The sequence below is a fragment of the Bacillus sp. B19-2 genome, assembly GCF_022832475.1.
Classification (GTDB): Bacteria; Bacillota; Bacilli; order Bacillales; family Bacillaceae; genus Bacillus; species Bacillus paralicheniformis.
This window is the reverse complement of record NZ_JALHKQ010000002.1, coordinates 904,964-921,439: the sequence shown is the minus strand read 5'-3', so window position 1 is coordinate 921,439 and position 16,476 is coordinate 904,964. Positions and strand designations below refer to the sequence as shown.

Below are 16,476 nucleotides of genomic sequence, written 5' to 3'. Positions count from 1 at the left end.
CATGGTTACATATACCTATTTGAGTCTGAAGCGTTTCCATAGGATAAAGGAAGGATTGCATAAGCGCAAAAAAGCCCGCCTCTAAGAGAGGCAGGCTTGTCTCGATCAGCCCGCTTTCAAGCCGGCTGACTTTTGTTTTTCCTTATTATAATGGTGCAAAAAGAAATCGTCAGTTTCCGCCCGAATGACTTTCCATAAGAGCACAAGGGCGATCAGGTTCGGGATCATCATTAATGCGTTCGCCATGTCGGCAAAAGCCCATACAGTATTGAGGCTTGCGACTGCACCGTAATATGTAGCGATGACATAAACGACACGGTAAACCGGCACCCATTTTAAACCAACTAAATATTCCAGACATTTTTCTCCATATACATACCAACCGACAATGGTTGAGTAGCCAAAGAAAATAACTGAAAACGTCACGATGTATTTGCCCGCGGCTCCCAGTGAAGAAGCAAATGCGGCGTTTGTCAGCGCGCCGGCGTCAAGCGATGTATCGTGGGCAACACCAGAAAGCAGACCGCCTGAAGGATCCCAGAAACCCGTGATAATGAGAACAAGCCCCGTCATTGTACATACGATCAATGTGACGATGAAAGTTCCCGTCATCGCAACCAAAGCGGCTTTGACGGGGTGATCGGATTTCGTGTTACCTGCGATCAAAGCAGCGGTACCAAGACCCGCTTCGTTTGAAAAGATCCCTTTCGACATGCCGTTTCTGATCGCCTCAGACACGATCACACCCGTAAAGCCCCCTGCAGCTGACACCGGGTTGAAGGCGTGGTAAAAAATCAGCTGGAATGCTGGAATGATTTGATCATAATGAAGGAAAATAATGATCAGTGAGCCGCTGATATAAAGAACCGCCATGACCGGCACGAAAATGCTCGCAACCGTGCTGACACGCTGAAAACCGCCGAAGATGATCGCAGCCGTCAATACCGCGAGCACAAGGCCGATGATCCAGCCGGGAATTCCGAAACTGTGTGTGACGACTTCCGAAATCGTGTTGGACTGGACGGAATCCCCGATTCCAAAAGAGGCAAGCACACCTGACAATGCAAATAAAACGGCAAGCGGCTTCCACTTCTTCCCGAGCCCTTTTTCGACATAGTACATCGGCCCGCCCGAATATTCGCCCCGCTCATTTTTGACGCGGTATTTCGTGGCGAGCAATGCTTCGCTGTATTTCGTAGCCATCCCTAAAAGACCGACGAGCCACATCCAAAACAAAGCCCCCGGACCTCCAACTGTAATCGCCGTGGCTACACCGGCAATATTCCCATTTCCGATCGTTCCGGCAAGCGTCGTCATCAGCGCCTTGAAATTGCTGACATCACCGTCTGCTCCGGCTGATTCTTTCTCTTTCCCGAATGCAAGCTTGAATGCATATATCAATCTTTTAAATTGAAGCCCCCGCAGGATGAACGTCAGAAATAAACCGGTTCCCACAAGCAGAATGATGCCCGGGACTCCCCATAAAAAGCCGTTAATTTTCTCTAGAATCGCCAATGTTCCTACTCCTCTTATTTCAGAATAATTAAATTTGGTGTAATACGTCGCCGCATTTATGAAAAATAATAAATCACCAGCGACTTTTTTGTTGATTTTAACAAACAACTATATTCATAATAAAAGTAAGATGGGTATATGTCAAAATTTTTTCATGCAAACATAAAAGTAGGGGTTTTTTTATGAACAATCGAAACAATCCTTTTAAATATCAATATGACCGTTTAGAAGATGTGGCAGATCATATCAGCGAGGTGCTGGACTGTCCGATTACAATAGAAGACATCAACCACCGTCTCCTTGCTTACAGCACCCACAGCGACTACACGGACCCGGCGAGAACGTCAACGATCATCGGAAGGCGAGTGCCGGAAAAGGTCATCAACAAGCTGTGGAAAGATGGAACGATTCCCGCCTTGATGAAAACCGACGAACCGATCAGGGTCGAGCAAATCGATGAAGTCGGCCTGTCGAGCCGCGTGGCGATATCAATCTGGAAAAACAGCGAGGTTATCGGTTTTATCTGGGCGCTGGAAAGCCAAAAAACGCTGTCGGAAGACGAGCTTCACCTTTTGAAGCTGGCTGCGGATTCCGTCAAAAACAAGCTGCTGCCTTATCAAGTCCGAAAAAGAAAAAATGAACAGCGCAGCCAGGAATTTTTCTGGAAGCTCTTGACCGGGCATATTTCGGAAGATCAGGAGATCTCCGACGGCTTTCATCAGCTTGGTATCGGAGTTCCTTCAACTTATTCGGTCATCATCATCCGGCTGAAAGACGAAATCGAAGAAAAAACCGAAAAACAGCTCCACTACATGCTGGAGACGACGCAGCAGGTGCAAATTCTTCTGGCTACAATCGACTATAATGAACTGATTGTCCTCGCTTCGCCAAAAACGGGGCAAAAGGGACAGCCGTTCAATGATTTAAAGCAATTTGCCGCGAATATACAAAAGCAGCTTGAAGAGCGCTATAAACTGAACAACTGCACGATTGCGATCGGCGGAATGTACAGCTTGATCACCCTTGTACACCAGTCTTATCAGGAAGCGCTCTCGGCGCTGAAGGTCAAGGAGCGTTTTCCCGAAGAAACAAGGCAGCTCGTCAGCTTTTCAGAGCTCGGCATCTATCAGTATCTCGACGTGCTCAGCGAAAAACGGAAACACGCAAGCTATCCAAACTATTCTTTAATGCAGCTTGAAGCATATGACAAAGAGCACCACTCCAATCTTGTCGAGACGCTTGAGCAGTTCATCGAATGCGACAGCAACGTCAACACCGCCGCCAAAAAGCTGAACATTCACGTCAACACGCTGAACTACAGACTGAAGCGCATCAGCAAAATCGCCGAAATCGATTTAAAAAACATCAATGAAAAATTTACGATTTATCTGGAAATCAAGCTTCGCAACATGCATTTGTGAAATTCCACAAATGTATGTTTTTTTATTTTTCGATTCAAACAAAGAAAATTCTAAAAAGTCAGTATAAACTAAAACAACAGCATTTTTACAGAAAAAGGAGGAATGATGGGATGATTATCGGCGTACCGAAAGAAATCAAAAACAATGAAAACCGTGTTGCCTTGACTCCCGGTGCTGCTTCTCAACTGATCGCGGCCGGACACCGCGTCATCATGGAAAAAGACGCGGGGACTGGAAGCGGGTTTGAAAATGAAGATTACGTCTCAGTGGGAGCTGAGATCTCAGAACAGGCAAAAGCTGTCTGGGAAACGGCTGATATGGTGATGAAAGTCAAAGAGCCGCTCCCTGAAGAATATCCCTATTTTAGAGAAGGCCTCATTTTGTTTACTTATCTGCATCTGGCCGCAGAGCCTTCCCTGGCTGAAGCATTAAAGCAAAAAGGCGTGACAGCCATTGCCTATGAAACGGTCAGCGACGGCCGTTCCCTTCCATTGCTGACGCCGATGTCAGAGGTAGCCGGGCGGATGGCCGCTCAAATCGGCGCACAGTTCCTTGAAAAGCCGAAAGGCGGAAAAGGCATACTATTGGCCGGTGTACCCGGAGTCGCGCGCGGGAAAGTGACGATCATCGGCGGAGGCGTTGTCGGCACAAATGCGGCAAAAATCGCGGCGGGCCTCGGAGCCGATGTGACGATGATCGATTTAAGCGCAGAACGTCTGCGCCAGCTTGATGATCAATTCGGCAACCAAATCAAAACATTGATGTCCAATCCGGTCAACATCGCCCATGCCGTAGCGGAAGCCGATCTCCTCATCTGCGCGGTGCTGATCCCGGGTGCCAAAGCGCCGACATTAGTGACAGAAGAGATGGTCAAACAGATGAAACCGGGCTCTGTGATCGTTGACGTCGCAATCGATCAAGGCGGCATCGTCGAGACAGTGGATCACATCACAACCCACGACAATCCGACCTATGTCAAACACGGAATCGTCCATTACGCCGTCGCCAACATGCCGGGCGCCGTGCCGCGGACATCCACAGTCGCGCTGACGAATGTAACGGTTCCGTATGCGCTTGAAATCGCAAACAAGGGCGCGGAAAAAGCGATTCTTGAAAACCGTGCGTTAAAAGCCGGCGTAAACACAGCAAACGGCCATATCACTTATGAAGCCGTAGCCAGGGACTTAAACTATGATTACGTTCCGGCGGAGCTTGCGATCGAAAATTCGTCGTCAGCCGCTGGCGCCTAGCAGCAAAAAGACAGAGCCTCAGGAAATATCTCCGAGACTCTGTCTTTTCCTATTATTCCGTTTTCCGCCGATCCTGAAACAACTTTGCCGCGATTGCAGAAACAGGGATCGCCGCAAACAGGACAATTCCCCACAGCGTCCTGTCCGAGACATCGCCGGCTGCGGCAAACAGCGACAGAACCGCCGCAGCCGTCAGCGCTAATAAAACAGCAAAAGCCTTTTTCTTGAACGATACAATGAGAAGCCAAAAACAGGCGGTCAGCATGAAAAATATGAACAGCTGTACGAAAAACATATTGATCCTCCCCTGCTAATCAAAGCTGTATCTTTCTTCTTTCCAAGGGTTTCCTCTCATATGGTAGCCGTTTTTCTCCCAAAAGCCCGGATGGTTTTCCTTTGTAAACTGAATGCCCCTCAGCCATTTGGCGCTTTTCCAAAAATACAGATGCGGCATGACCGCTCTGAGCGGAAAGCCGTGCTCCGGCGTGAGCGGGGCGCCGTTGTGGGAATGGGCCAAAAGAGACGAGTCCTTTAAAAAATCTTCGAGCGGAACATTCGTCGTCCAGCCTTCCTCTGCATGCAAGATGACAAATTTGGCTTCCGGAAGCGGCTTTACTCTTTCAGCGATCTCCTTTGTTTTGATCCCTTCCCAAACATTATCGAGCCGGGACCAGCCTGTTACACAATGAATGTCATTGGACACTTCGCTCTGCGGCATGTCATGCAGATCATTCAAGGTCAGCAAGAGCGGCTGTTCGACAAGTCCGTAAACTTGCAAATTCCATTTTGACAAGTCTTCGTATTCCGGAACATCGCCTGCATGAAGAACAGGAAAAGATGTTGTGACATTTTGGTTTGGAGGCACCCTGTCGGACTTGTGCGCTTTTGTTTTTCCAAAAAACACGAAAGAACCCCCTTTGTTAACTCTCATCAAAAAATGGTTGACAAACTATTTTACGATCTCTTACGATAAAGTTGTGTTGAATCACTGAGGAGGAACAAAGCTCATGAATAAAAAGAAACTTCGCGCCGCTGATATGGCGCTTGTCGGAATGTTTGCCGCCCTGATGGGGATCGGCGCTAATATCACTTCGTTTGCCCCGTTTCTGCAAATCGGCGGTATTCCGCTTACGATGCAGCCTTTCTTCTGTCTGCTTGCCGGGCTTCTGCTCGGCCGCAAATTAGGTGCGCTGGCCATGATCGTCTATGCGTTAGTCGGCTTTGTAGGCGCTCCTGTATTCGCTTCTTTTTCAGGCGGTATTTCCGTTCTTTTCAAAGGAAGCGCCGGATTTATTCTATCCTACATTCCTGCCGCATATGCCGCAGGCTGGATCACGGACAAAGTATCAGAGCCGAAAACAGGCCACTTTTTCACGGCTTCATTGATCGGTACACTGATCATTTATCTGATTGGCGTCAACTATACGTATCTCGCGTTTTCAACTTGGCTCAATACACCGTTGTCTTATTCAGCCGTTTGGAAGATGATGACCTGGTTCTTCGTGAAAGACTTGGCATTCTCCGTCCTGCTCGCCGCGCTCGCCTCAAAGGTTTTCCGGGCGGTTCAAAAAGGCGCAGGCTTCAGAAGAAACCCGACTTATTAATAAAAAGCAGGCGGTGCGGTTCTTTTTTTATTTTAACAAACATAGAAAAAAATTCCCCTCAAAGCGAGGGGAATTTTTTTAAAGAACAATCGCCGCGATCCAGCCAAACAAAATCAGCGGAATATTATAAAAGATGAATGTCGGCACACAAGTGTCCCAAATGTGGTGGTGCTGTCCGTCTGCATTCAAGCCGGATGTCGGGCCAAGCGTGCTGTCGCTCGCAGGTGAACCGGCGTCTCCGAGAGCCGCCGCCGTCCCGATAATGGCGATGGTCGCCATCGGACTGAAGCCAAGCTGCATGCAAAGCGGAACAAATATCGTTGCTATAATCGGAATCGTCGCAAATGATGAACCGATCCCCATTGTGATCAATAAGCCGACAATCAGCATCAGCAATGCGCCGATCACTTGATTATTGCTGATGAAACCTGTTGATGCTTCAACAAGAGCTTTGACATCGCCCGTTTTCTCAAGCACATTGGCAAAACCGGCTGCGGCCAGCATCACAAATCCGATAAACGCCATCATGTTCATGCCGTTTGTGATCAATTCGTCCGCTTCGCCGCGTTTCATCGCTCCGCTTAAAAACAAGACTGCCAAACCGCTGAGCGCGCCGAAGATCATTCCGTCGACGTCTAAACTTTGAGACAAATAAAGCTGTACGCTTAGTGATACAGCGATGGCCAAAACGGCAATCGAAAGGCTTTTTTTCGTATAAGCCGCCGATTTTTGACCGGCGATTTCCTTCATTTCGTATGTGCGCGGTTTGCGGTACACAAAAGCAGCGGCAGCCAAACCGGCAATCATCCCGGCGATCGGGATGATCATGGCGATTGGAATATCAGCCAATGTGACCGAAAGACCGGCTTCTTTCATATTGTCTTTCAAAATCCCCTGGAAAATCTGGCCGAAGCCGACAGGAAGCAAAACATACGGAGCTGTCAATCCGAATGTCATCGCACACGCAATCAGGCGGCGGTCCACTTGCAGCTCATTCAAAATTTTCAATAACGGCGGAATTAAAACAGGGATAAATGCGATATGAACCGGAACGATATTTTGAGACATACAAGAAATGATTAAAATCACGAAGACGATCAGCGCTTTTGAAAGGGTTTTGCGCCTTGTATCACCTTCTTTGCCGATCAGCTTAACAGCAGCTTCAACCATGGCATCCGGAAGACCCGTTTTCGTCAAAGCGACCGCAAATGCGCCAAGGAGCGCGTAGCTGACGGCAACGGTTGCGTTGCCTCCGAGTCCTTCCGTGAAGACGCTGACCGTCTGGCCGAGACCGAGACCGCCCGTCAGACCTCCGGCAAGAGCGCCCACAATCAAGGCAAGAACGACATTGACCCGCAGCAGGCTTAATATAAGCATGACAATAACAGCAATCACAACTGCATTCATATTTGAAACCTCCGAACAAACGCTTTAGTTTGCTAATGTAGTAGATAATTAAAGTAATGAACGTATAGTACCACATATTTTATGAATGCGTCAATGAGGCTCCTCTGTATTTTTCATAAAAAAAATCCCCTTCTGTCAAAGGGGATAAAAGCCTACAATTGATCCGAAAACCGCTCGACAAACGTGACAAGCGTCCTTACCATCACGCCCGTTCCGCCTTTCGGTCCAAAGCATGAGCTTTGAGCTGTCGTTGCCGTTCCGGCGATGTCAAGGTGAACCCATGGCGTCCGCTCGGCGAATTCGCCGAGGAACGTTCCGGCCATAATCGCATGGCCTTCCCTGCCCGGTGAATTGTTAAGATCGGCCATTTGGCTGTTTTTCACTCTTTTTTTGTCTTTTTCTGTAATCGGCAGCTGCCAAATTGATTCTCCCGCTTCTTCAGCCGCCTGTCTCACCTGCTGATAAAGCGGATCATGATTTGTCATCGCGCCCGTCGTTTCCGTTCCCAGAGCTACGATGACACCTCCGGTCAGTGTCGCGACATCGATCAACACGGAGGCACCGTGGTGCTTCGCATATGTCAGTCCGTCAGCGAGCGCCAGCCTTCCTTCGGCGTCCGTATTCAAGATCTCAATCGTCTTGCCGCTCAAGGAAACGATGACATCGTCCGGCTTCATTGCGCTTCCCGAAATCATGTTATCAGTCGACGGGATCACGGCAAGCACGTTTTGTTCCGGCCTCAATTCGCCGATGGCTTCCATCGCTCCCAAAACGCTGGCGGCTCCGCCCATATCTGACTTCATGCCGACAATGCCGCTCTTCGTCTTAATCGAATAGCCGCCGGTATCAAACGTGATCCCTTTGCCGACTAAACCGATGACATCATCCCATGCCTCTTTTCCCTGATATTTTAAGACGATCATTTTCGGCGGCTCTTCTGATCCTTGGTTGACCGCGAGGAGACCGCCCATCCCGAGCTCTTCCATTTCAGCCTTTTCGAGAATTTCACATTCAAATTCGTATTTTGCTGCCAATTCAGCGGCGTATGACGCGAGATCCGCGGCTGTCAGCATGTTCCCCGGCATGTTCACGAGGGTTCTCGCCGAATTCGTCGCATTTCCGTACACCTGCCCGACGTGCAAACTCGCCTGAATTTCCTTCAGGTCATGGTCTGTTAAAACATAGACGCTTTGCAGGCATTGATCAGGCACATTTGCTCTGTGCTTGTAATCCTGCACTTCATAGCATGACAGCATGCACGATTCAGCCAATGCATGCGCGGCGTCAGCGGCTGGGACCTCTTCGGATACGAAGCTGTCGAGCATGACGGTTAACTCCTGCTTTCGATCTTTGTGAATCTGCTGAACAGCTTCTGCAAAGCACTGTTTCGCATCCTCAAAGGTAAATTCCGCTTCACGGCCCAATCCAACGATATAGATGCGTTTGACTTCCTGAAGGGAAGGGGTAAATATTTTAGACACTTTCGTTTTCTTGGAAGATACATCCCCGTCTTTCAGCAGCTGAGAAAGCTGGCCGTCCAAAAGGCGGTCGATTTCTTCCGCCTTCCCGTACAGCCGGCTTTTTTTAAACAGTCCGATTAAAAGCGTTTCTTTTTTTTCGAAGTCTTTAAAGGCATAAAACATGCGTTCACAGCTCCTTATCAGCAAAGTGAGTAAAATTGAAACAACAATGTTATAATAGGAAAAACATTTTTTCCCGATGGGGTTTCATATTATATATTTTAGCAAATAACTGAGTGCTTTTTTGAATTCATCTCTATTTTCTTTATAGAAAGGATGTTCTGCAAAATGGAAATCCTCACAAACTTTCCTTTACTGGCGAGCTTTGCCGCGATCTTTTTCGCTCAGTTTATCAAGGTTCCCATTTACTTTGTCGTCTCGAAAAAATGGGATTGGCGGCTCATCACAAGCACTGGCGGAATGCCGAGTTCACACTCAGCAGCCGTTACGGCGCTTTCAACCGGCGTGGCTCTTGATCACGGGATGGATTCTTCTTTGTTCGCCGTTTCCGCAATATTCGCTGTTATTACGATGTTTGATGCAACCGGAGTGAGAAGACATGCCGGAGAACAAGCAACAGTGATCAACCGGCTTGTCCGCGATTTCAACCGCTTTGTCAACGAAGCGAAAGATTTCCCTAAAAGCCATCAGGAAGAAAAACAGAAGAAGCTGAAGGAACTGCTCGGCCATCAGCCGATCGAAGTGTTTTTCGGCGGTTTGACCGGCATTGCCCTGACGCTGCTTCTCGATTATTTATTGATGTAGAGCAAAAAAACGTTTAAGACGCACAGGTCTTAAACGTTTTTTCTTATTCTTTCGCCATTTTATATTTTTGTCTGAATACTTGCATCGATTTATTTTCATTCAGCTTCAGGAGATCCTCTTCGGTAATGGTGCCGTTTCCTTTTTTAATGACATAAACATCAAGTGTTTTTTTGCCCCACTCTTTATAAACATCCTCAACCGTCTCATAGTACAAATCAAGCCGGTTCCCTTTAATCGCTGATCCGGTATCCGCAACAACGCCATAGCCGTAGTCCGGTATGAACAATATCGTGCCGATCGGAAAGACCGACGGGTCGGCAGCAACGGTTGAATATAAATCTCTTTTGACTTTGACTCCCGAATATGTAATCCCGTAATCTGGATGATGCGGTTGTTTTCCCGTCGATTCAGCCCCTGCTGTATATCCGGTCGCGGTGACTTTTTGCTTCGGATACTTGGTCCAGTCAAAGGCATCTTCAAGCGATTTCGGTTTGTTTTTAATTTGTTCTGCGGCAGACAGAGACGTTTTTTCCGCTTTTTCTTCCGGAAGTGATTTAAAGGTGAGCATCAGCTGTTTCAAGGACAGATCGCGTTCTTTCGCCCAGCTGGATATGTCCTGTGCTTCCACGCCTGAAACGGCAAAGAAGGTCGTCATAAAAGCAAGGACAAACAAAACTGTCATCAAGAAACGCCGGAACATTGTCATCACTTTTCTCAAATCTTCCACTCCTCTCACCATCTAGTTGTTTCCAAGCGGAAACAGAAATATTCAGATGACGGAAAAGTTTTGAGAAAAGTGAAAAAATTAAATTCAAAAAACCCTCTCCCTTGAAGAAGAAGGCTTAAAACATTTGATATCCCCTTTTTCGCAGCGCTTTAATCGTAACGCCCGACAATAGGGCTCCGGCCATTCCGCTGGCTAAAATGATGATATCGGCAGCAGCCAATGAAGCCACTCTGTCAAAAAGGCCGGAAAATGCCTCTCCCGGCGCCTCTACATAGCGAATCAGCTTTTCTTTATTCACAATGAAAAGGCATACAATTGGATAAATGACAGCCATGATCCATGACATCCTGAGCAGCATATTCAGCAGAAAACCGATACCGAAAAACAGGACGAAAAATAAGACAACTGAAATGATGACAACTGGTAAACTAATCAAAGCCTCCACCCCCAATTCACCTCTTTTAGTGTACATTGGGGAAGGAACTTGAGTCAATCATTGGAAAGCGGCGATCAGCGGTCTTTTCCCGTTCCCTTGCAGTTGCTGCACGTTTCCGAACCACCAAGCAGAAGCTGAAAATAGCCTTTTCCCGAACAGAAAGTACAGGTTGATTCAAGGCGATGGGTTGACGTCGTCTTCATTAGATACACACCTTTTTCTTAATTTTCTGATAATATATCATGAACATTGTCAATAATAAAGTCAGAAAATATAACAGATCATTTGATGTAAGCGCTTAAAAGATAATCTTTCTTCCTTTTTCTTTCGTTTTTGAAGTTTTTAACCCCGAATAAAAAGCCCGCAGCTTCTGCTGCAGGCTTCACCGTGTCGAGAAACCCTCGCATTCATTGTCAGGGCTGCTAAGTCGGTGCTCAGGAATAGGAGAAGGCTCGGCGGCTAATCGCCCAGGCGTCCCGCCTGAACGCCGCCGTCATCACATCCTGTGAAAGTCAGCTTCCGATGCTCGGCCTTCCTAGACTGCAAGGGTTGCGGGTCACGCTGAACTTATCTGATTAGAAAAATTTAAACTTTCCTTTTTTTAGCACAAGTCCCGGCCCGCCGATCATGAACAGCGAGCGGTTGTCGATGATTTTTTTCATCATGGACGCCGTCGTTCCCTTCATCTTTCTCCCTAATGCGACGCCGATTGCATCATGTTCGCCTAGAGAAGCGACAGAGCCTTTATTATCGAATGAGAACGTTTCCGTTTCTTTGCCGTGAATCAGTGCGGCCAGATTGTTTGCGCACGTTTCGCCCTGCTGCATGGAAATCTGCGCAGTCGGCGGATAAGGCCTTTCGGTTTCTTCATTTATGATCAGCGAGCAGTCTCCGATAACAAATATATCATCATGGCCTTCAACGCGCAGATCAGGTTTTACCTTCACACGGCCGCGCATGTTTTCAAAGCCTGATTCTTCTATGATCGGGTTGCCGCGGACACCTGCGGCCCATACGACAGTGCCTGCTTTGATTTCTTCGGTCTGATCATCTTTTCCGCAGATGATTCCGTCAGGCGTGCATTCTTTCACAGCCGTGCCGATTTTGAATTCAACGCCTTTTCCTTCAAGATAGTTGACCGCATAATCGACAAGCTCCGGATCAAAGCCCGGGAGAACGGACGGCGCGGCTTCCACGCATATTAAACGAACCTGCTGGCGGTCGATATCGTATTCGCGGCACAGCTCAGGAATGCGGTTGCCCAATTCGCCCAAAAATTCAATGCCGGTAAAACCCGCTCCTCCGACAACAATCGTCAGGCGTTCCGGGCGCTTCTCGGCTTCTGTGTTATACGTCGCAAACTGATATTCAATGTGCTCGCGAAGCTGCCGGGACGAATTGATGTTTGAAATGGAGAAAGCATACTCTTTCAATCCAGAAATTCCGAAAGTTTCAGGGACGGCCCCCAGCGCCACGACAAGATAGTCGTAACTAAGCTCGCCGGTTTCAAGGACGACTTTCTTTCCTTCTTTATCGATTTTCTTTACCGTATCCTGAACGAAATTGACACGGGATGTATTGATGACATCTTTAATTTGATAGCGGCATCTGTCATGATGAAGCGTACCTGCGCTCGCTTCGTGCATCCAGGTTGTCTCATAATGATAATTGTGCTTGTTGACAAGCGTAACATCCGCTTCATTGACGCCGATTTTTTTAACAAGTCTCGTCACGGTCATTAATCCACCATAACCTGCACCTAATACTACTACTTTTGGCTTATTCAACGGAATCACATCCACCTTTTCTGTATTTTACTGCTAAGCCGGATTAAAAATAGCCTTTGGGTTATCTTCTGCCGGCTTCAGGCTTTTTATGAAAAAAAGTTTGTGAAACCCTTCACTTTAGTTTGCCGAACAACGGAATGTTTTTCGGCTGTGCGTCGAAAAATATTCACGAATCTTTAACAAATTGTTCACAACTACATCATAGCCGCTCACTTTTGCTTTTTCAAGGTTAAATATGTTCGGGCGGCAGACTTTAGATCAGACGGTAATATTTCCCGCGCCTAAAAAAACAGACGCGCTCGTATTTATTTTATGTGATATGATATAATTAAGAACAATTTTCATTTAGGGGGCATTATTTTCATGCGTGAAGACTCAAAAGTATATGACATTACAATTATCGGGGGCGGCCCTGTCGGCTTGTTTACCGCATTTTACGGCGGAATGCGGCAAGCGAGCGTCAAAATAATCGAAAGCCTGCCGCAGCTCGGCGGTCAGCTGTCCGCTTTGTATCCCGAAAAATACATATACGATGTAGCCGGGTTCCCTAAAATCCGCGCTCAGGAGCTGGTCGACAATTTAAAAGAGCAAATGGCGAAATTTGATCAGACCGTTTGTCTGGAGCAAGCCGTCGAAAGCGTTGAAAAACAAGCAGACGGTATTTTCAAGCTCATCACCAACAAAGAAATCCACTATTCTAAAACGGTGATTATTACAGCCGGAAACGGAGCATTCCAGCCGAGAAAGCTCGAGCTCGAATCTGCGGCTCAATACGAGAATGCAAACCTTCATTACTTTATAGATGATCTGAATCAATTTGCGGGCAAACGCGTTGCGGTGTTGGGCGGCGGCGACTCCGCCGTCGACTGGGCGCTCATGCTGGAACCGATCGCAAAAGAGGTGTCAATTATTCATCGCCGCGATAAATTCCGCGCACATGAACACAGCGTCGAAAACCTGCACAATTCAAAAGTCAATGTGTTGACACCGTTTGTTCCGACCGAACTGATCGGCGCCGAGCGGATTGAACAGATCGTCATCGAGGAAGTGAAAGGCGAGAGAAAAGAAATCATCGATGTCGACGATGTGATCGTCAACTTCGGCTTTGTTTCATCTCTCGGACCAATCAAAAACTGGGGGCTTGAAATCGAGAAAAATTCGATCGTCGTCAAGTCCACAATGGAAACGAACATCGAGGGATTCTATGCAGCCGGCGACATCTGCACATACGAAGGAAAAGTCAAGCTGATTGCCAGCGGATTTGGAGAAGCGCCGACCGCTGTCAACAATGCGAAAGCTTACATGGATCCTAAAGCGCGCGTGCAGCCGCTGCACTCTACAAGCATGTTTGAAAACAAATAAAAATGAAAAGGAGCCTGACACCGGCTCCTTTTCATTATATGATATTCAAATATGAGAAGATCGTTCCCAAAATCAGCACAATCGTTAAGATGCCGACCACTCCCGCCGCAGTCAAGACAATCCGGTCCGTAATTTTCTGTGCTTTTGGAAGCGGTTTTTCGCAGCCGCATGCCTCACAGACTTTTGAATCGTAAGGCGTAAGCCCGCCGCAGCTTCTGCAGTTGATTTTTTCCATGGTTGAACCCCTTTTCTTTACTGGGCTTGGACTTTAAATAAACCTGTCCAGTATAGAATAACAAATTGACGAATAGAATGTCTTAAGATTCACAAAATATTCTTAAATGAACTCCAAAAAACCCTTGTTAGGAAGTGACGATATGTCTTATTACAACAATCGCAATCAAGAGCCTCTGCCAAAGGAAGATATCAGTACGTGGGAATGTACGGCTGAGGACTGCAACGGATGGATGAGAAAAAATTTCACGAGCAGCGATCGCCCTCTATGCCCTCTGTGCAACAAGGAAATGGAAAGCGGAAGCCGTTATATCACCTCAATCACCAACAACACGAGCAATCTCAACCGAATCTTTAACCAGAAATAAACACGATGGTTCCGGAAGCCCCGTTGCAAAAACCTTGCTCAACACTTGAGCGGGGTGGCTGCATTGAGCGAAGCGGAAAACAGATTATGTTAAATCTTTTACCAAAAGAATCTCATCCCGAATCGGAATGCCGTTATCAGCGGCAAAGGGAATTTCAGGCTTTACTTTTCTTGCTTTTTCAACAGCGTTTACATACAGCTCGGCCAATCTATAGCCTCTCTTTTGGTAAAACATAAGCGCCCGCATATTATCGTTCGTCGTGATCAATTTAAGCGATTGACACTGTTTTCGCTTTGCAACACGTTCCACTTCTTTTAAAAGGAGTGAGCCGTTCCCTTTATTTTCGGCAATGCTGTCCAAGGAGACGACTTCACATTCGTTTCCGGCGATGACGTACGTAACCAGGCCTTTAATATCGCCTTTTTCATCTGTCACAGCGAATCCTTCCAATTCATCGCAGCGGAATGTTCCGTGTGAATTGACCATGTCCGGACTTCCCCAATGCTCATGAAAAAACGCGGTAACGTCCGCTTTTGACAAGCCGAGCGTTGATACGAGTTTCATTTCTATTCCCCCAGATCATAATAAAACGCCTTTTCGTCACGATGAAACATCGCAATGAAAGGCGTTTTTCTTATTCCATATCGCTGACCTGATGCCAATATGTCAGCACTCTTCAGGCTTCCCTGCATTCACTGCGGTTCTGAATGATGATCCGCATCCGCATGAAGCGATGGCGTTTGGATTATCGATGGTGAAGCCTCCGCCCATCATCGACTGTTTAAAATCAATGACCGTACCGTTCATGATATCCAGGCTTTCTTGGTCTACAAGCACTGTAATTCCATGCTGGACGAATTCATTGTCGTCTTCGTTTTTTTCGTGTTCAAAACCCATGCCGTATGACAGGCCGCTGCATCCGCCGCCTTTTACTCCGATTCTCAAGAATGCGTTCTCCTCTTCATGCTCTTTCATCATATCCTTGATATGAAGAGCAGCCGCTTCCGTGACCGTAACCGTTTTTTCGCTCATAACATCACACCTCCTAAAAGCTCATGTGTACCTTTATTATAAAGTCGCACGTCCGATTTCTCAAACGGACCGACTCATGATATAAAAAACTCGCCTTCACATACCGTTTCAGCGGGTCCTGTCATCATGACGCGTCCGTCGTTTTTCCAATTAATGATCAAATCGCCGCCGGCGAGATGGACGGTAATGTCCGTGTCTCGTTTGGAATAGCCGTTGAGTATCGAACTCACTGCGGCGGCGCAGGCGCCCGTTCCGCATGCCTGGGTAATTCCTGAACCCCTTTCCCATACACGGAAATGGAGTTCTTTGTCATTTTCGACTTCTACAAATTCTACGTTAACCCCTTCCGGAAACCTTTCATCTTTTTCAATGAGCGGTCCCATCGTTGTAAGCGGCGCTTTTTCAATATCGTCCAAATAAAAGACGATGTGGGGATTGCCCATGGATACAGCGGTACCATTCATTTCACGGCCGCCGAACATCATCTTTTCATTGATCGTCTGCGACCCCTGTTCACCGCGCATCGGCATATCTGATTTAAGAAGTCGCGGTTCACCCATATCGACTGTAGCCGACACAACTTTTCCTTCTTTCACTTCAATCTCAGCCTTTACCAAGCCTGAAAGGGTTTCAATTAAAAAAGATGTTTCCTTCACCAGTTTATGTTCATACGCGTATTTTGCAACGCAGCGCAAACCGTTTCCGCAGTTTTTGCCTTCAGATCCGTCGCTGTTGAAAATCCTCATTTTAACCGGAGCATGATCTGAAGGACAGATGAGTATCATTCCGTCTGAACCGATTCCGGTGTAAACGGAGGACACTTTGACGGCCAAATCTGACAACAGCTTCTCAGGGAGATGTTCTTCAAACTGATTGACGTATATATAGCTGTTTCCTAAGCCGTGCATTTTAGTAAAACGAAAAGAATTCATAGCCGCCTCCACATTTTTTTACTTTCTTCTAGTATAAAAGCTGAAAGGGATGGATACAATATGGCTATCCCCCGTTTTTCATACATAAAAGCTCCCTGCGTTCATTTGCAGGGAGC

Annotated in this window: 19 protein-coding genes; 6 read left to right on the top strand and 13 right to left on the bottom strand. The window is 47.1% G+C overall.

Going from position 1 to position 16,476, the window contains the following annotated elements:
* Positions 1-105: 105 nt before the first annotated feature.
* Positions 106-1,515 (bottom strand): alanine/glycine:cation symporter family protein, encoded by a 1,410-nt coding sequence (locus tag MST20_RS11805; RefSeq protein ID WP_243942336.1) that lies wholly within the window; start codon positions 1,513-1,515, stop codon positions 106-108.
* A 182-nt stretch (positions 1,516-1,697) separates the two neighbouring features.
* On the opposite strand from MST20_RS11805, the gene MST20_RS11800 reads away from it, so the two are divergent.
* Both MST20_RS11800 and ald read left to right on the top strand, forming a co-directional pair.
* Complete coding sequence (locus MST20_RS11800; RefSeq protein WP_243942334.1) at positions 1,698-2,936, top strand: PucR family transcriptional regulator; 1,239 nt, start codon at positions 1,698-1,700, stop codon at positions 2,934-2,936.
* A gap of 110 nt (positions 2,937-3,046) precedes the next feature.
* A complete protein-coding gene (gene ald / locus MST20_RS11795) occupies positions 3,047-4,186 on the top strand; it encodes an alanine dehydrogenase (protein WP_243942332.1) in 1,140 nt (379 codons plus the stop codon).
* 52 nt (positions 4,187-4,238) lie between these two features.
* Here ald and MST20_RS11790 read toward each other — a convergent pair whose 3' ends face one another.
* Together MST20_RS11790 and MST20_RS11785 are read right to left on the bottom strand one after the other, a co-directional pair.
* Positions 4,239-4,481, bottom strand: coding sequence for a hypothetical protein (locus MST20_RS11790; RefSeq protein ID WP_243942330.1), 243 nt, complete (start codon positions 4,479-4,481; stop codon positions 4,239-4,241).
* A 15-nt stretch (positions 4,482-4,496) separates the two neighbouring features.
* On the bottom strand, positions 4,497-5,090 hold the full coding sequence (locus tag MST20_RS11785; RefSeq protein WP_243942329.1) for a sulfite oxidase-like oxidoreductase: 594 nt from the start codon (positions 5,088-5,090) through the stop codon (positions 4,497-4,499).
* 103 nt (positions 5,091-5,193) lie between these two features.
* Between MST20_RS11785 and MST20_RS11780 the strand changes: the two genes are divergently transcribed.
* Complete coding sequence (locus tag MST20_RS11780; protein WP_243942327.1) at positions 5,194-5,790, top strand: biotin transporter BioY; 597 nt, start codon at positions 5,194-5,196, stop codon at positions 5,788-5,790.
* A 78-nt stretch (positions 5,791-5,868) separates the two neighbouring features.
* Here MST20_RS11780 and MST20_RS11775 read toward each other — a convergent pair whose 3' ends face one another.
* Positions 5,869-7,197 carry a Na+/H+ antiporter family protein gene (locus tag MST20_RS11775; RefSeq protein ID WP_243942325.1) on the bottom strand — a complete coding sequence of 443 codons (1,329 nt, stop codon included), beginning with the start codon at positions 7,195-7,197 and terminating at the stop codon, positions 5,869-5,871.
* 152 nt (positions 7,198-7,349) lie between these two features.
* Entirely contained in the window at positions 7,350-8,840 is a 1,491-nt protein-coding gene (locus MST20_RS11770) for a leucyl aminopeptidase (protein WP_243942324.1), read from the bottom strand.
* Positions 8,841-9,005: 165 nt separating this feature from the next.
* Between MST20_RS11770 and MST20_RS11765 the strand changes: the two genes are divergently transcribed.
* Positions 9,006-9,482, top strand: a complete 477-nt coding sequence (locus MST20_RS11765; protein WP_043927710.1) for a divergent PAP2 family protein — start codon at positions 9,006-9,008, stop codon at positions 9,480-9,482.
* A 43-nt stretch (positions 9,483-9,525) separates the two neighbouring features.
* Here MST20_RS11765 and MST20_RS11760 read toward each other — a convergent pair whose 3' ends face one another.
* The 4 genes from MST20_RS11760 to MST20_RS11745 form a co-directional block, all read right to left on the bottom strand.
* Positions 9,526-10,191 (bottom strand): 3D domain-containing protein, encoded by a 666-nt coding sequence (locus tag MST20_RS11760; protein WP_347880867.1) that lies wholly within the window; start codon positions 10,189-10,191, stop codon positions 9,526-9,528.
* Between the two features lie 133 nt (positions 10,192-10,324).
* Entirely contained in the window at positions 10,325-10,645 is a 321-nt protein-coding gene (locus MST20_RS11755) for a YuiB family protein (RefSeq protein ID WP_011198260.1), read from the bottom strand.
* A gap of 74 nt (positions 10,646-10,719) precedes the next feature.
* Complete coding sequence (locus tag MST20_RS11750; protein WP_003184925.1) at positions 10,720-10,848, bottom strand: YuiA family protein; 129 nt, start codon at positions 10,846-10,848, stop codon at positions 10,720-10,722.
* A 372-nt stretch (positions 10,849-11,220) separates the two neighbouring features.
* Positions 11,221-12,438, bottom strand: coding sequence for an NAD(P)/FAD-dependent oxidoreductase (locus tag MST20_RS11745; protein WP_243942578.1), 1,218 nt, complete (start codon positions 12,436-12,438; stop codon positions 11,221-11,223).
* 357 nt (positions 12,439-12,795) lie between these two features.
* On the opposite strand from MST20_RS11745, the gene yumC reads away from it, so the two are divergent.
* Positions 12,796-13,794, top strand: a complete 999-nt coding sequence (gene yumC / locus MST20_RS11740; protein ID WP_050820794.1) for a ferredoxin--NADP reductase 2 — start codon at positions 12,796-12,798, stop codon at positions 13,792-13,794.
* A 34-nt stretch (positions 13,795-13,828) separates the two neighbouring features.
* On the opposite strand, the gene MST20_RS11735 is transcribed toward yumC, so the two are convergent.
* Positions 13,829-14,029: a hypothetical protein gene (locus MST20_RS11735; protein ID WP_020452822.1), complete on the bottom strand. Its 201-nt coding sequence runs from the start codon at positions 14,027-14,029 to the stop codon at positions 13,829-13,831.
* 142 nt (positions 14,030-14,171) lie between these two features.
* Between MST20_RS11735 and MST20_RS11730 the strand changes: the two genes are divergently transcribed.
* On the top strand, positions 14,172-14,396 hold the full coding sequence (locus MST20_RS11730) for a cold-shock protein (protein ID WP_145651757.1): 225 nt from the start codon (positions 14,172-14,174) through the stop codon (positions 14,394-14,396).
* Positions 14,397-14,480: 84 nt separating this feature from the next.
* Here MST20_RS11730 and MST20_RS11725 read toward each other — a convergent pair whose 3' ends face one another.
* The 3 genes from MST20_RS11725 to dapF form a co-directional block, all read right to left on the bottom strand.
* The gene (locus tag MST20_RS11725) at positions 14,481-14,960 is read right to left on the bottom strand and encodes a GNAT family N-acetyltransferase (protein WP_243942320.1); all 480 of its coding nucleotides are present in this window, start codon (positions 14,958-14,960) and stop codon (positions 14,481-14,483) included.
* A gap of 102 nt (positions 14,961-15,062) precedes the next feature.
* Positions 15,063-15,428 carry a HesB/IscA family protein gene (locus tag MST20_RS11720; RefSeq protein WP_020452825.1) on the bottom strand — a complete coding sequence of 122 codons (366 nt, stop codon included), beginning with the start codon at positions 15,426-15,428 and terminating at the stop codon, positions 15,063-15,065.
* Positions 15,429-15,502: 74 nt separating this feature from the next.
* The gene (gene dapF, locus MST20_RS11715; RefSeq protein WP_243942318.1) at positions 15,503-16,360 is read right to left on the bottom strand and encodes a diaminopimelate epimerase; all 858 of its coding nucleotides are present in this window, start codon (positions 16,358-16,360) and stop codon (positions 15,503-15,505) included.
* Positions 16,361-16,476 lie beyond the last annotated feature (116 nt).